General features: G+C 61.9%; 11 protein-coding genes and 1 pseudogene. 8 read left to right on the forward strand and 4 right to left on the reverse strand.

Translation table 11 applies throughout. The features are described from left to right. Window positions 1-154 precede the first annotated feature (154 nt). The 7 genes from RDV55_RS04975 to RDV55_RS05005 all read left to right on the forward strand — a co-directional run bounded on the left by RDV55_RS04975 (window position 155) and on the right by RDV55_RS05005 (window position 8,031). Entirely contained in the window at window positions 155-1,267 is a 1,113-nt protein-coding gene (locus RDV55_RS04975) for a choice-of-anchor M domain-containing protein (RefSeq protein WP_111823285.1), read from the forward strand. Continuing rightward, window positions 1,264-1,983 (forward strand): anchored repeat-type ABC transporter ATP-binding subunit, encoded by a 720-nt coding sequence (locus tag RDV55_RS04980; RefSeq protein WP_111823286.1) that lies wholly within the window; start codon window positions 1,264-1,266, stop codon window positions 1,981-1,983. The genes RDV55_RS04975 and RDV55_RS04980 overlap by 4 nt, the downstream gene beginning before the upstream one ends. After that, window positions 1,980-2,915, forward strand: a complete 936-nt coding sequence (locus RDV55_RS04985) for an anchored repeat-type ABC transporter permease subunit (protein WP_111823287.1) — start codon at window positions 1,980-1,982, stop codon at window positions 2,913-2,915. The genes RDV55_RS04980 and RDV55_RS04985 overlap by 4 nt, the downstream gene beginning before the upstream one ends. Before the next feature lie 160 nt (window positions 2,916-3,075). Beyond that, window positions 3,076-3,513: a hypothetical protein gene (locus tag RDV55_RS04990; RefSeq protein WP_111823288.1), complete on the forward strand. Its 438-nt coding sequence runs from the start codon at window positions 3,076-3,078 to the stop codon at window positions 3,511-3,513. An 18-nt stretch (window positions 3,514-3,531) separates the two neighbouring features. Beyond that, window positions 3,532-5,046, forward strand: a complete 1,515-nt coding sequence (locus tag RDV55_RS04995; RefSeq protein ID WP_111823289.1) for a hypothetical protein — start codon at window positions 3,532-3,534, stop codon at window positions 5,044-5,046. Further along, on the forward strand, window positions 5,040-6,239 hold the full coding sequence (locus RDV55_RS05000) for a S8 family peptidase (protein WP_165835837.1): 1,200 nt from the start codon (window positions 5,040-5,042) through the stop codon (window positions 6,237-6,239). The genes RDV55_RS04995 and RDV55_RS05000 overlap by 7 nt, the downstream gene beginning before the upstream one ends. 322 nt (window positions 6,240-6,561) lie before the next feature. Continuing rightward, entirely contained in the window at window positions 6,562-8,031 is a 1,470-nt protein-coding gene (locus tag RDV55_RS05005; RefSeq protein WP_111823291.1) for an RNA/DNA-binding domain-containing protein, read from the forward strand. A gap of 312 nt (window positions 8,032-8,343) precedes the next feature. On the opposite strand, the gene RDV55_RS05010 is transcribed toward RDV55_RS05005, so the two are convergent. The 3 genes from RDV55_RS05010 to RDV55_RS05020 all read right to left on the reverse strand — a co-directional run bounded on the left by RDV55_RS05010 (window position 8,344) and on the right by RDV55_RS05020 (window position 10,869). Further along, window positions 8,344-9,042: a DUF6318 family protein gene (locus tag RDV55_RS05010; protein ID WP_111823292.1), complete on the reverse strand. Its 699-nt coding sequence runs from the start codon at window positions 9,040-9,042 to the stop codon at window positions 8,344-8,346. A 14-nt stretch (window positions 9,043-9,056) separates the two neighbouring features. Continuing rightward, window positions 9,057-9,641 carry a hypothetical protein gene (locus tag RDV55_RS05015; RefSeq protein WP_245907652.1) on the reverse strand — a complete coding sequence of 195 codons (585 nt, stop codon included), beginning with the start codon at window positions 9,639-9,641 and terminating at the stop codon, window positions 9,057-9,059. Window positions 9,642-9,969: 328 nt separating this feature from the next. Beyond that, window positions 9,970-10,869 (reverse strand): DUF6318 family protein, encoded by a 900-nt coding sequence (locus RDV55_RS05020; RefSeq protein ID WP_111823293.1) that lies wholly within the window; start codon window positions 10,867-10,869, stop codon window positions 9,970-9,972. A 228-nt stretch (window positions 10,870-11,097) separates the two neighbouring features. On the opposite strand from RDV55_RS05020, the gene RDV55_RS05025 reads away from it, so the two are divergent. After that, window positions 11,098-12,075 carry a hypothetical protein gene (locus RDV55_RS05025; protein WP_111823294.1) on the forward strand — a complete coding sequence of 326 codons (978 nt, stop codon included), beginning with the start codon at window positions 11,098-11,100 and terminating at the stop codon, window positions 12,073-12,075. A 168-nt stretch (window positions 12,076-12,243) separates the two neighbouring features. On the opposite strand, the pseudogene RDV55_RS10585 reads toward RDV55_RS05025, so the two are convergent. After that, a pseudogene (locus RDV55_RS10585) lies at window positions 12,244-13,573 on the reverse strand (ISL3 family transposase). Window positions 13,574-14,575 lie beyond the last annotated feature (1,002 nt).

The following is a 14,575-nucleotide window of genomic DNA, read 5'->3' on the forward strand; positions in this document are numbered from 1 at the left end:
GCGAGACTTGGCGACCGAGCTGCGCTCGGCGCCGCGTCTCGAAGCCCGGCCAGGCCCCGCCGCCGCCCCTGGGGGGAATTGCAGCATTAGAAGCATCCGTGCGGCGTGTCGTCGGCGTGTCGCGGCTCTAATGACGCCATTCCCCCGTCTGGGCATGTCGGTGTTCGCTCTCATCGTGTCGGCGTTCCTCGTCGTCGCGGGCGCGCCCTCTTCTGTCGCCGACCCGAGTCCCGACCCCGACCTCGCGCAGAGTGTTGCGGCTCATGAAGAGTGGTCGAATGAGGCCTCGGAGATTAGCGTCGGGCACGTCGACCTCGGCCCCCGACTGATCGACGGGCAGTGGCGCGCCGGCCTGCGCCACGATGCCGAGAGTGGCGCCGTGTGGCGCGACCCCAACCAGACCGTCCTGCGGGTTGCCGACGCGGCCGTCATGACCGCGCCCGACTCCGCCGACTACCCCTTCCTGGCCGACGTCGCGGGCGAGCCCGTGTACGTCGTCCCCCAGACGCAAAACCCCAGCGTCGTGTGGCTCGGCTGGAACACGCAGGATCCCGCCGTCACGGCCACCATCGACCGTGGCCTCACCATGCGCGTCGGCCCCGTGAGCGGCCCCGGCCGCGCGTGGCTGTTCCTGCAGTCCGGCACCTTCGGCAAGCCCCTCCTGCTCGCCGACTCCGCCGCGGCGCCCGGCGACGTGTGGATCGACTCGGGCACGCACGTGCACGCCAACTGGGCGTTCTCCGCCCCCGGCACCTACACGGCGACCGTCACCTTCCTCGGCACGACCACCGCAGGCGAGGCCGTCAGCGCCTCCACGACCCTGCGCTTCGCCGTGGGTGATGCCGCGTCGGCATCCGAGGCCCTTGCCAAGGCCGCGCCCGCCGGTGCCTCCGGACCGGCATCCGAGGGCCCGGCGTCCCAGGACTCGGCACCCGGGGCCGCTCCCCAGGCGACCGGTAACGCCGGTGCTCCTGCCTCTTCGTCCTCCGCCTCCTCCGGCGGGCTGCCTGACTGGGCCTTCCTCGCGATCATCACCGTGGCCGCGCTGTCCCTCCTCGTGATCGGTGCCCTCGTCGTGGCGCGCTCGCGCCGCAGCCGCGCCGAACAGGCCGCCGCCATCGCCGAGGCCGACTCCATCCTCGCGCCCCTACCCGACTCCCGCGGTGAGGGAAGCGTGGAAGCGGCCCCGGCCTCGTCCGACTCGGCGCCCACCCAGGGTAAGGCCTCGGGCGAGCGCGGCCTCGTCGATGGGGGAGGGGAGCAGTGAGCCAGCTGCGCGTCTCCGGGCTCGGCGCGTCCCTGGGTGGGCGCAGTGTCCTCGAGGGCGTCGACCTGGAGGTCGAGGCCGGGGAGCTCGTCGGCCTCATCGGACCCAACGGCGCGGGCAAGACCACGCTGATTCGCTCGATCCTGGGGCTCATCCCCTCCAGCGGCAGCGTCGAGACCGACGGCGCGATTGGGTACGTGCCGCAGCGGCACGAGTTCGCGTGGGACTTCCCGATCAGCGTGCGCGACGCTGTCCTGCAGGCCGTCACCGTGCGGCGCGGGTTGCTGGGGCGCGCGCGGACCCCGCACTTCCGGGCGGTCGAGGAGGCCCTGTCGCTCGTGGGTATGCGCGACCTGGCGAAGCGTCCCATCGGCGAGCTGTCCGGCGGGCAGCGCCAGCGCGTCCTCGTCGCGCGGGCCCTCGCGATCCGTCCCGCCGTGCTGCTCCTCGACGAGCCCTTCACGGGCCTGGACATGCCGACCCAGGAGATGCTCATGGACCTGTTCCGCTCCCTCGCGGACGGGGGGCGTGCCCTCCTCATGACCACGCACGACCTCATCGGCGCGCGGGCCGGCTGCGACCGCCTCTACCTGCTGCGCCGGACGATCGTCGCCTCGGGAACGCCCGCTGATCTGGCCGACGCCGACCCGTGGATCCGCGCCTTCGACGTGCGACCCGACAACCCGATCCTCGACGCCCTAGGAGTGCGCGCATGAGCACCGTCATTCACGCGGTGAGCTCCGGCCTCGTCCCCATTCGCGCGGGCCTTGCGCCCGCCGCGGACTTCCTGAGCCCCTACGACTTCTTCCGCGACCTGACGAATCCCGCGCTGGCCTTCCTGCCGCGCGCGCTGCTGATCGCCGTCGTCGCCGCCCTGGTGTGCGGCAGCGTCGGCGTACACGTCGTCCTGCGTGGCATGGCGTTCATCGGCGACGCGGTCGCGCACTCCGTTTTCCCGGGCCTCGCGATCGCCTTCGTGTGCGGCGGGTCCCTGGTGCTCGGCGGCGCGCTCGCGGGCGTCGTGACCGCCGTGCTTGTGGCCCTGTTGGCGCAGAACCGGCGGCTCAAGGAGGACTCCGTCATCGGCGTGCTCTTCGTGGGCGCCTTTGCCCTTGGCGTCGCGATCATCGCGCGCGCCCCCGGGTACGCGGGCAGCCTGCAGGACTTCCTCTTCGGGTCGATCACGGGCATTCCCGCGTCGGATGTGCCCGTGGTGCTGGGTGGTGCCCTGTTCGTGCTGGTCATGCTCTTCCTGGCGCACCGGCCGATCGTCGCCGTGACGCTGGACCGCGAGAGCGCGCGGGCCGCGGGCGTGCGTGTGCTTGCTGCTGATCTGTCCCTGTACGTCGCCGTGGCCCTGGCGGTCGTCATCTCGGTGCAGACGATCGGCAATGTGCTCGTGCTGGCGCTGCTCGTCACCCCCGCGGCCACGGCGCGGCTCCTGTGCGACCGCCTGGGGACCATGATGATCCTGTCGCCCGCTCTGGGGGCGGCGGGTGGTCTGGTGGGCCTGTACCTGTCGTGGTCCTTGGACGTGCCCACGGGCGCCACGATCGTCCTCGTGCTCACCGCGTGCTTCGTGCTCGCCTGGGTCTTCGCGCCGAGGCACGGCATCCTCGCGCGGACAATGCGCGAGAGGCGGGGGTGAGTCTGGCGGTCCCGTGAGTGCGCCTCTCCGAAGAGCCATCCCCGGCCTCGTTACCCCTTGAACACGCTTGTGAATATGAACAAGTGGTCATATGCTTGGCTGCATACCAGTTTTGTTCCGTAGCCCACGGTATATGGGCTGATTGATCGGGAGGTGGCGCGTGGCCGACGTTGGTTTCGATTCCGATAAGCACGCCCAGACGCGTGACGATATGAAGCGGGGGGGGGAATCCCTGGGAGACTCGTCGAAGGCGCTAGAGCAACTCATTGACGCGCAAGATCCGGCGTACTGGTCCGACGAAGGAGGATTTCAGGCGATGCGCACCGCAATTGTCGCGTGCATGAAGACCGAGCATCGCCTCATCACTGGCCAGCAGACGCGCTTCTCGAAATTCGACAGAGACGTCGAGCACGCGGCCGAGGCATTTGAAGCTGCGGAAACCGCGAACGCGGATGAACTCGCCGCAATCTTGGCAGCCTTGGAGCGGGGCGAGGCTGTGGGCGCAGCGACATCCGGTTCCTCTACTGCCGGTTCTGGTGGATCTGGCAATACTGGCGCGGGAACCGCGCCCACCCAAAACAAGCCGTCGGAAATCTGAGCGCGAGGAGCACGAATTATGGTTGAGAGCCCGATGTACGAGCGCCTCATGCGGCTGGTCGCCGCGATCGAGAAAGCCTCCGAACTGGACGCCTGGGACGACCAGCACAACAAGGTGGTGTGCGGCCTGAACGAGGCTAACAACTCCACGTACCACATGCGCACCAATCAGGGATTTACCGGTGAGACCGGCCAGCAAATCGACGACTGGACCGGTCGGGCAATGAAGCAGGTGCAGGCCATCAAGGATGGTCACAACACGGCGATGGAGTACTACGTCGAGGCTCGACGTACGATGAAGCAGGTGCGGGAGGAAGCGATGCAGCTGTCACCCACGCTGATTGACTCGAGACTCGAGGCACTCGCAGACGCCGCGCACGTCGTGATTCCGGTCGCACCAGTCATCGGGCCCTTGGGGCTGCTCATTAATGCTATCGCCGCCAAGGGTGAAGCATACGTCCAGGGCCTCGTGGAACAGGCGAACAACCAGCGCGAGGTTTCCGCGACCGATATCCTGCAGCGCGCAAACGACACGATGCAGGGCCTTGCGGATGGGACGAATGCGCAGCGTACTGACATGGAACAGCGGGTGTTTGAGTGGGGTGAGTACTCCGGACCAACTCCGGGTCCTTCGAGTGGTAGCGTGCGCCGTGATATCGAGCGCGGGTATTTGAACACCTCCGTTCACGAGGCGGGCGTCTATCCGGGTAACCGCGACACCGACTACGGCCGATCTGACCTCCGAGGATCCGGTTCGGGGCTGTACCCGGGAGGCTACGACGAGGGTGGTCCGATCAGCGACCGCGTCATGTCCTCTCCCCGCGTTCCCGATCGTTTTGCAGACGAGGGAGAGTTGGGCTCGCGCCTAAACCCCATCTCCGATCCTCAGGACTTGATGGACATCGATCTGCTGCATACGCGAGTCAACGGCGATCGGCACCGGAACGGGGTCATCGGTGGTTACACCCCGGCTCCCCCGGCTGATCGATACCACCCGCTGTGGAATGTCAACGGAGGTCCGGGGAGTGAGTCCGCGTTGGCCGGTCGGCTCGGCGGCGCGGGTGTGCTGGGTGCGGGAGCGTTGGGCGTCCGCGGCGCGGCCCGCATGGGTGGGGGTCTTCACTCCTCTTCGGCGAGTGCGCTCGGTCGTGGTGCGACCACGGGCATGTCGGCGCTGCGCGCGGGAACGTACTCGGGTTCCGGATACGGGACCTACAAGCCGCCGTCTCCGGTTGGCGCCGCATCGGGCACCTCCGGTATGACTGGTACGCGAGGGACGGGGTTGGGGACCACGGTTGCCGGGAGGACCGGCGCCCAGGGCGGTGGCTTCATGGGCGGCGGTGCGGGAGCGGGCTCCGGTGCTGGAAATGACGATAAGAAAGCTCGGCGGCGTAAGTACACGCCGTTCCGTGTGGATGACGACGATGAGTTGCCGAAGGGCTACGTGAATCCGATGTCGCAGATGTACGGGACGGACAAGGATATTACGCCTGCACCGCGTCGGGACGACGGTTGGGATCCGCGCCAATGGTGAGGGAAACGAAGAATAGCCGCTCGCGCGTAAGGAGCGGCATCGCGGTGGTAGCCGTTGGCGCGCTCGCGGCAGGCATCGTGTCGATTCCCGCTGCGCCCGCGCATGCGGCCGACACGATCACAGCAGCCGATCAGTCGTATTTCTCGTACTACGGCTTGGATCGTGCGCGCGCGAAGGGCTACACGGGCAAGGGCGTGACGATCGCGATGATCGATGGCAAGGTGGACACCTCCGTTCCCGAGCTTGCGGGCGCGGATATCAGGGTGACGATTCCGTGCATGATCAACACATCGTCCAAATCGAATAGACACGGTACAGGTGTCGCTTCGATCCTCGTGGCACCAGGGTACGGTGTTGCGCCGGATGCAACACTTCTCGCCTATCAGATGAGCCTCGGGGCAAATGGGGATGTGTTTGGAAATGACTGTGTAGAAAGCCGTGGTGCTACGCGAATAACAGAGGAGTGGCTCTTTAATCAGGCGATGAACGATGACGCCCAGGTCATTAACTACTCCGCTTCCAGTGGAGATGTCGATAATCGGGTGAAGTGGGCTGTTGCTCGTGCGATTTTGAGCGGTGTGATTATTGTAGCTTCTGCGGGTAATGATGGCAATGATAACGACGCTGAGTCATTGTCCAAATGGTCCGGTGTTGTGGGCGTCAGTGCCATCAGTGTGGACGACAAACGACAGGACTATTCATCCTGGGGGCAGGGCGTGGTGACAGCCTCGATCGGTGGTCCTGTACTGTTTCGTAATCTGGAGACAGGTGCTAACGATGAAGCCTATGGGACGTCAGTTTCAGCTCCCGTGGTGACCGGTGTGCTGGCCTTGGCGAAGCAGCGGTGGCCTGAGGCGACCAGTAACCAGCTGCTGCAGCTGTTGGTGAAGACGGGGTTGAATCCGGACCATGGGTGGAATCAGTACACCGGGTTTGGTGCGATCGATCCGGGCGCGATCCTGAATACGGATCCGTTGCAGTTCCCTGATGAGAATCCGTTGATGGAGAAGCAGGGCGGGTCGAGTCCGACGCTGGAGGAGGTCCAGCAGTATGCGGATGGTGTCGTGGATCCCACGGATATCGTGAACGATAATTCGTACACGTATCGTGGCTTGGATGAGTCGATGCTGGAGGATAGCTTGAACGTCTCCCCGACGCACCTGGGTACGAGCCCGCGGTACCATAAGAAGTGACTCGGAGTCCTGCTCGATGTTGATCGGCGGCCTCCCTGGTGATTGTTTCACGTGAAACATCGATGCCGAGGCCCCAGCCCACGATGGTGGGCTGGGACCTCGGTGTGTTCAATCTGGTCGTGTGTGAGCGCTGACGCCGTATTGCGACGCTTGGCCCGGCTCCGGCCTCGTGCTCATAAAGTCTCTCTATGACGCTGTCTGCCTTGTCTATGAGCCTCTATGAGATAGATCAAGGGTTCTATGAGATAGAAATGGGCTTCTATGACATAGAAGTGGGGTTCTATGAGATAGATAGGCAGCTCTATGAGATAGGATTGGGACTATGATCAAGAGTCTTGATGATCTGCTGGGAGCTTTGGCGGTACTCGAGCTGCGTGGCGGGGATACTACTTCGATCGAAGCGAAAACATTCTCCGAGTATTCGTCAGCACAGATGGGGCCGACGATGTGTGCCTTCGCGAACATGCCCGAAGGGGGAGTAGTCCTGATGGGCGTGTCGGAGCGGGATGGTATCAACGTCGTCGGCGTCGATGACGTCAACAGCCTTTTACAGAGCGCAGCTAGCCAGGCGCGGAATGGTTTCAGTCCGTCGATCAGGGTAGATCTACGTGCCTTTGATCTGGATGGCAAAACAGTCGGAGTCGTCAACGTCGAGGGCGCTGACGTGAATGAAAAGCCCGTACGTTGGTTGAAGGATAAGAAAGCGTATCTGCGTCAGTACGACGGCGACTATCAGATGTCGCCGTCGGAGGAACAGATGCTTCTCTTGCGCCATTGTCGTCCAAACTCCGATGCTCAGGCTGTGCCTGGTAGTTCTCTTCGGGACCTTGACTCGGAACTGGTCAACCGGTATCTCGCGTCTGTTCGCGAGACGACCCCACGCCTCGTCAATGACAGTGACGAAGCGGTCCTCTTCTTCACCGGCGTCGTTGCGGACCGCGAGAGTGGAGAGTTGTCGACCGCCGGACTGTACGCGTTGGGTGAGTATCCGCAGCGTCTTCTTCCCCACCTGACCGTCACGGCTGCGGTCGAAGGCACAGATGATGTGCGCGCTGTCAATCGTCGTGATTTTACAGGGGCGCTGCCGGTCATCTTGGATGATGTGTTGGACTGGGTTGCCCAGAACGTGGAGTCACGACAGGTTGTGACACGTGATGGGCATGGTCTGACGGATTACGCGGTGCCCCTGCTGGCGGCGCGCGAGGTCATCGCGAATGCGCTGGTGCACCGTGATCTTTCCGAGGCCTCGCGGGGGAAGGGTATTGATCTGAGGATCACCCGAGATGGCTTTCGCCTAACGAATCCTGGTGGGCTGTGGGGAATCACGGTTGACCGGCTCGGTTTCGGTGATCATCCCGCGGTGAACGAGCATCTGTATCAGATCTGCCGCAACGTCGAAGGTCGTAGTGGACGCGTCATCGAGGCGATGGGGACGGGAATTCGAGAGGTTCGTCGGGCGTTACAGGATGCTGGGATGGCGGAGCCTCTTTTCTTTGATAATGGAGTTAGTTTTACGGTTCGTTTCCCGAACTCGGCATTGATTCCTGACGGTGACCTGGCGTGGATTGGCAGGCTTGGACGGCAAGTGGCGGCCGGTCTGAATCGGTGCCAGAAGGAGGCTTTGGTCGATATGCGTCACGGCCGGACCTGGAGCAATGGGGAATATAGGGAGCACTTTGGTGTGACCGCTGAAGAGGCGCGCGCGGATCTGCGGGATCTTGTGTCACGAGGTCTGGTGACATCCACGGGTCAGCGGCGCTGGGTGCGTTACGAGCTTGCGGGGAAACGCTGATCATTACGTAGCGCTGTCCCGGTTGCCTGCGGGCGACCGGGACAGCAGCGGTGATGATGTGGGGGAGTGTTCCTCTGGCGGATGGTCGTCTCATCGGCGGTATGGCGTGGCGATGGGAAACGCTCTATGCGAAACATCGATGCTGAGGCCCCAGCCCACGGTGGTGGGCTGGGGCCTCAGTGTGTTGAACTTGGTTGTGTGAGAGAACTGCGTGATGCCTCGTGGGGCCTCCTTGCCGAGAGCAATGCGAGTCGTTAGAACTATCGCTGTCGGAGAGAACCTTCGAGGGAGACGCCCGCTTCTGTTGGCGTTCTATTCCTTATGCGTCCAGAAGTGTTTGACGACCCATGTATCTCCGTCAGCTACAAGCAGCATGGTGCCTTCGTAATGGTCGACAGCTTCATCACTCTTCGAAGAAAAGGAGATGGTGGAGTAGTCAGGTTTAGTTGCGTCATTGTCTTTGCGAATAGCGGTTCCACTCAACTCGGAGTAGTCGAATGTAATGCACGTTCCGCTAATGTGATCTGGCGTAGATGTGCAGTCCCATATCTCTTTCGTCATAAGGTACTTGATTGTTATCGGTCGCGTGACAATTCGATCTGCATGAAGTGCCTGCACGTCGTTATTCACTCTGGTGCAGTAATCGTCGTTCTGGCATACCTTCATGAAATCATCTGTGTCTCCGGTATTGAATGCATATGCCCATAGGTCGATGTACCACTGTGATGTCGCTTGGGCGCCAATTTGTCCACCTGCGTAGAGGTGTGTCGGGGGAGTGGGCTTCGGGACGTCAACGGGCGTTGGTTCTGCGGATTGAGGGGTGTCTGCCGATTGGGAGCCAGATTGTGCGGTGATGTCAGACTGGGGCGACTGTGCTCCGGACTGAAGCTCGGCGTCCGCGTGGGCGCGAGCGTCGAACGCGTGAAACCCCAGGAACGACGCGCCGATGATGACAACAGCGGCAATGGCGGCACCGATCCACTGGCCGAGGTTGGAGGGTTTGGTGGTCATGGTGCATCACTCGTTTAGTGTCCTTGGCTTTCTTCCCAGGTGTCGGTGTTACTGATGAGGAGGTGGGAGAGGCGGAATGGGCCTGTTGTCTCCGTGGTAGTGACCAGGCCGTTGATGGTTTGGGTCTCTCCGGTGAAGGGGTTGGTTGCTGTTCCTGCCCAGGTGGTGGTCAGGGTGATGGTGCGCGTGGCGTTGGGGTAGGGGCCGTCGAATCGGGAGCGCCAGCCGCCCGGTGGGGTGTAGTAGTGGCGGATGAGGGCGGGGTCGGTGTTGGGGTCCATGCCCTTGCGCCAGGGGGTGCCCGGTGAGGTGGTGACGAGGTCTGGGGTGTCGTCCCCCCAGCTCCACGTGTAGGAGGTGGCAGTAAATGTCACGGTGACCTCGCGGCCAAACATCGTGACTACATGGGTTTGAGTGGGGTGGGTTGCTGCCACGAGTGTGGGGACGTACTTGTTGGTGTAGGACACGTCGGCGGGGCGCTTGTGCAGGCCAGCGCCGTCGGCGTGGATGGTCGTGGCGGCGTAGTACAAGATGTCGCGCGTGGTGGGCACGTACCCGGTGGGGGCATTGGTGCCCGTGCGGGAGAAGTGTGCGCACACGAATGGCTTAGACTCGGTCCCGTCAGGCAGTACCTCGGTGTGAGATGTCGTGCCGTCACACAGATCATCATTGGCGTAAGCCTGCGCCGCAGGACTTACATCGGAAGAGTTCGTGAGTCTAGGTACATCGTCGGCTGGTTTGTGATTTCCGAATGGAGGTCCAGGATCAGATTCCTGGTCACCGTACTCTCCATCGATTACGGCGTGCCCACCTTCAGCGTGTCCTCCTATCCTTGGGATTGGTTCGTCTCGGGCGGATGCAGCAACGGGTGCCAACACACTGGGGAGAAGAACGACCAGGAGAATGGCGATGCTGAAATACGCAGACCTATTGCTCATCGTCACTCACAGTCCTTCCTTGCAGTTCTATCCATTTGCCATCTCTCCACGTCATGATGAATGTCACTGTGGACTTATATGTTGAGCTAGATTCCTGCAGTCTTGTCTTTGTGCAGGATGCGCCGTCGTGCGTTTCCGTACGGAATTTAACAAGAATGGATCCCTCGGGCACATTGTTTCCATTTGCCTCGATTGGCTCGACGCGAAGAACGTATGTGATGCTTGATTCCATCCCGTAACTCCACCCATTGGCATACTGCTCATTCACATCCGTGATGTAATCTGACGCAAATTTCGACGTTGGGTCTGACATGTCTGCGAGTGGCTCTGTGTCTCCGGTGTTCCACGCGTAGACCAGCAGTGCGAGGTAGTGCTCCGCCGCTGCCTCGGCTCCGCGTTCTGTGTTTTCTTTGGCGGCTTCGGGTAGTTCGGGTTTGGGGTAGGTCTCTGGCGCATACTCGGCCGGTCGCACGAGAACGCCGTCGGGGCCGATCTGGTAGCCGCCCGACATGGCGGGCTCACTCGACACTGTGGGCGCGGGTGTGGGTGCCGCTGTGGGGCCTGTGGTCGCGGCGGTGGGGGTGTGACCCCAGGGGTGCCACCAGCCCTCATTGACGCCGTTGAGGTAGATGGCGAAGAAGCCGCCAATCACCAGTCCCACAACTGCGATGCGGATGCCCCAATCAAGCGCGCCTGCACGCATCCAGGAACGAATCCGGGTCCGCGCTCCCCTCGGGCTCGCGTGGGTGGCAGCCCGAGCGGGCAGCTTACGGTCGAGCGAGGACTGCTCGCGGTTGTGCGAGCGCTGCTCGCGGCCCGACCCCGAGTCACGGACGACTGCGTCGTCTTCCTCGCTGGTGGGTCGATCGGACAGGGATGAGTTCTCCATGGTGCGCCCTCCACGGTGAGATGCGTGGTGGTCCACCCCCGCCGTTGGGGGCGGACCTTTACCTGTCAGGGTACGCGCAGAACCGACACGAAACAATAAGAATGCTGCGCAACCATCATGCAACTATTCGCAACACATCTGCACGTATGTGCATCGAGGAGGAAGTCCTCGCCCTGATCGCGGCTGCCCGCGCGCTGAGCAGCGAGAACAAGGAATCTGGTTTGACGCGTGTACGCAGATGTAGATGGCAAACCTTACTTTCTGCTTGACAGCTTGGGGCTGTCGATGGTGACAACGATCTATACGAAAGGAAAGACCGTGTCTTGGATTGTTGAACTTGTGATTGGTGTTGTGTCCGGTGTTGTCTCCGGGATGATTCTTGCGAGACTGGTCCCGGATGGCTCGATGGCTCCGGAACCTACTGCATCAGGAGGAGACGCTGTAACCCAACAGGTGATGGCAGTAAAGGGTGACGTCATTACGGTTGCTGGAACTGGAAACTATGCCCATATTGGCGACGATAACTCCATGCATGTGAATGTTGCCGGCGATAGTCGGCGGGGGATAGAGGATAGCGATGGGGACATATGGCTGCCACTAGGGCTTGGATTCGCCGCCTTTGTTGTCATCGCGATCTTCCTCATGAGGTACTACGAGATTCTGGTGAGTCTCCTCGTGATCGGTTCTGTGTTCGTGATGACGACGTCATTGGTGATCGCAGGACTGTCCTTGCGGAGTAGGAAAGTGTCGAAGCCTCTTCGCTCCTCCATCGTTGCAAGCGTCTTCGCGGCTACCGCTGCCTACGCGACCTACTGGTCGTCCTTCACCTTGTCCACAGGAAAGGCCGGACTGTCGATGCCGGATCTAAGCCGAATGCTGTCTGAAACTGCCGGTGATGAGAAGCTGGTACCGTTCGCCCATGCCTTCCATCTCCTCAGTGCTGAACAAGCGTTCCCCTATGTTTCAGTGGTCTTCGTGGCGATGCTTGTGACGGCTGTGCTCTGCCTCTTTGCTTTTGCAATGATGATTCGAGAGTTCCTAGAGCGCCGACTTGCCACGCGGCGTGCGGGCGGAGTCACTATCTGGTTCGTTGATCATCTTCCCGTTCCGGGTTGGCACTACATCATGGGTGTTCTGCTGCTTGCCTGCGTGCCAGTGCTAATCGTCATGCTCTTCCGCTACATTCAGCCGACCTGGCTCAGCTAGCCCCCACGACGATCATGGTGTTGCCTCCGCTCGGCTGTCCGTGCGGAGGCAACACCATGCTGTAAGAGCGGTATATCAGGGATCATGGATTACTGGCTCTTCATAATCTGGGGTGAGGTTGGGGCTTGAATCCGCCGTCTTTGAGGAGTGCTCGGGTGATGTGGCTCTTCAGAGTTGAGTGTGGGTGGAGGCGTCTAGGCCTCCTGCGATGAGGAGCATTCGGAGTTGGTAGTTGGTGGGGTTGCGGTAGCCTCTGGCGATTCGTCTGCCCAGTTTGATGATTCCGTTGATGGCTTCTGTGCGGTGCGTTGCTGGCTCCGGCTGTGTCGAAGTAGGCTTCGAGTGCGTCCTTCCATGTACGTAGGGTCCGGCCCAGGCGAGCGATTTCGGGGATGGGACACGTTGGTAGGCGGGTGGCGAGACGAGCGGCCAGGCGTCGGCCGTGGGCGGGTGTGTCTTGGTGGAAGACGTCTCGGACTTGCTGGGCGCAGTGGTAGGCATCTTCGACACCGATGTGCGCCTCATCTGCCGTGAAGGCCTCACGGAGTCGTTCCCGTTGACGCTTGCTTAGCCGATCACGCGAGGCGCGCAGGAGAAGCCGTATTTGGTAGAGGGGATCGCCTGTGCGTCCGCGGTGACCGGTCGTGTCTTGCTGGACGCGACGGCGTACCTCACCTGGGGCGTCACCAGCTTGCTTGACCATGTGACAGGCATCGAGCACGCTGGCGGCGTCTTGAAGTTGGTCATCGATGGCGTTCTTGCTGTCCCTGGAAGGGATCCAGTGTCGCGATTCGCACTCCCGCGCGGAAACTTTTTCCGCGCTCTTCTAGCCAGTTCTTGTACATGGTGCTAGACCGTCCTGGAACCAGGCCCAATCAAGCGGGCCGTGGGATGATCCTTCCCGCGAGTGGTCCACGATGCCGGTGAGCTCACGCGGGCCCCGGAGGCGTCGGTCCTGGTGGTGCCATACGTGCTCGTCAACCCCCAGCACCCGCACGCCTGCGAAATGGGCGGGGTCATCAGAGGCGGCTTGCAGGCACGGCTTGATATGGGACCACACAGTGTTCCACGTGGTTGCCAGTTGTTGAGCCAATCCTGCAATGGTGGCTCCCTCGAAGCGCAACTGTCGGATCGCCCAGCGGATCGCCCGCACATCCACACGCGCGCGGGGAGCACACACCGAGTGGTTCTGCTCAATGAAAGTCACGATCCGGCAGGTGCGGTCGCGGCATATCCAGCGTCGCTTAAACCACCGGATCCGCGCCGGGACCCCGGCCCAGGGCGCGTCGATCACCTCCACCACCACACGCCCGTGACCTTGTGCGATCACCCCACAACCCGGGCAGCCAACCAGCTGGTTGCATGACTCAACATCGAGCACTAGAGCCTGTGGGGTGTGAGCCACGCTCATCAGATGGAAGCTCTCCAAATCGACGAGCAGATCACAACGATCACAACGATCAGGCGACACAGAGCAGCAGCAGGTAGGGTGAGACACCGTCCGAGGTCCTTGACGACAGCGGGGGAACAAGTCCGCTCACCATCAAGGACCTCGACCTCTACCCGCAACCCCGACCAACACCCGGTCACCCATACTCAACTCGGAAGAGCCGGTTTTCCAGGGCGTTTACTGCCAGACGGGCCTTTATCCCTGAGCCCATCGAATATCCTACGATCCGACCGGAGAACGCGTCCTTGGTCGCGCAGAGGTAGAGCTTGCCCTCATCGGTGACGTGCTCGGTAATGCCGGTCAGTCACACCTCGTTCATGTCAACAGCGGTGAAGTCCCGCTGAAGCAGATCATCATGCACGGGCAGGCCGGGGCGCTTACCGTTTTCACCGCGCTTCCTCCCAAAAAACGGACCACCACTGGCTATCCCGGCAGATCCGCCACACAGTCCATGTGAACATAACCTTACCCGCGGCTGCGGCATCATCGGCAAGAAGCCGATGACAAAACTCGGAATCTAGAATAAACGCGGTGAACAGGGCGTTAGCCCGGGAGACCTCGCCCAGCTCACCTGTGATGACCTGTTACTTCCAGCAAAGGTAATAGGACTGCCGGGAGAGCTTCAAGACCCGCAAAGACACCGCGACAGGGATACCGTCAGCGGCGAACTCACTCGCAAGTGTGTAGAGCCTTTCCCGGCAAGTTCTCCTGGGAGAAGTATACGGCAGTGCAGCACAGGAGCTCGTTCTCCTGTTTGAACAGTCGGATTCGGCAGCGGGCCTCGCATAGCTCAGTTGCTTCTCGCGGGTACGGCCTGGCCGGTTGCCGTTGTCGGTGTCTGCTTTGCGGATCCAGTTGTGCGCCGTCATCTCGTGAATCCCGAAGTCCTTCGCGATCAGCGCGATAGTGATCCCGTCCTCACGGGAGTGCGCCACACGCACGACGTCTTCTCGGAACTCTTGAGGGCACGGAGCAGACACAGTGAACATCCTTCTAGGCCACCCAGCAGGCAAGCCAGATCAGATGTCACCTCACCGTGCAGCAGTCCCC

The organism is Schaalia odontolytica, assembly GCF_031191545.1.
GTDB lineage: Bacteria > Actinomycetota > Actinomycetes > Actinomycetales > Actinomycetaceae > Pauljensenia > Pauljensenia odontolytica.

What these genes read in the sequence shown, in the direction of transcription:
- RDV55_RS04975 (WP_111823285.1), top strand. Translation starts at nt 155, where the DNA reads ATGTCGGTGTTCGCTCTCATCGTGTCGGCGTTCCTCGTCGTCGCGGGC.
- RDV55_RS04985 (WP_111823287.1), top strand. Translation starts at nt 1,980, where the DNA reads ATGAGCACCGTCATTCACGCGGTGAGCTCCGGCCTCGTCCCCATTCGC.
- RDV55_RS04995 (WP_111823289.1), top strand. Translation starts at nt 3,532, where the DNA reads ATGGTTGAGAGCCCGATGTACGAGCGCCTCATGCGGCTGGTCGCCGCG.
- RDV55_RS05000 (WP_165835837.1), top strand. Translation starts at nt 5,040, where the DNA reads ATGGTGAGGGAAACGAAGAATAGCCGCTCGCGCGTAAGGAGCGGCATC.
- RDV55_RS05005 (WP_111823291.1), top strand. Translation starts at nt 6,562, where the DNA reads ATGATCAAGAGTCTTGATGATCTGCTGGGAGCTTTGGCGGTACTCGAG.
- RDV55_RS05010 (WP_111823292.1), bottom strand. Translation starts at nt 9,042, where the DNA reads ATGACCACCAAACCCTCCAACCTCGGCCAGTGGATCGGTGCCGCCATT.
- RDV55_RS05020 (WP_111823293.1), bottom strand. Translation starts at nt 10,869, where the DNA reads ATGGAGAACTCATCCCTGTCCGATCGACCCACCAGCGAGGAAGACGAC.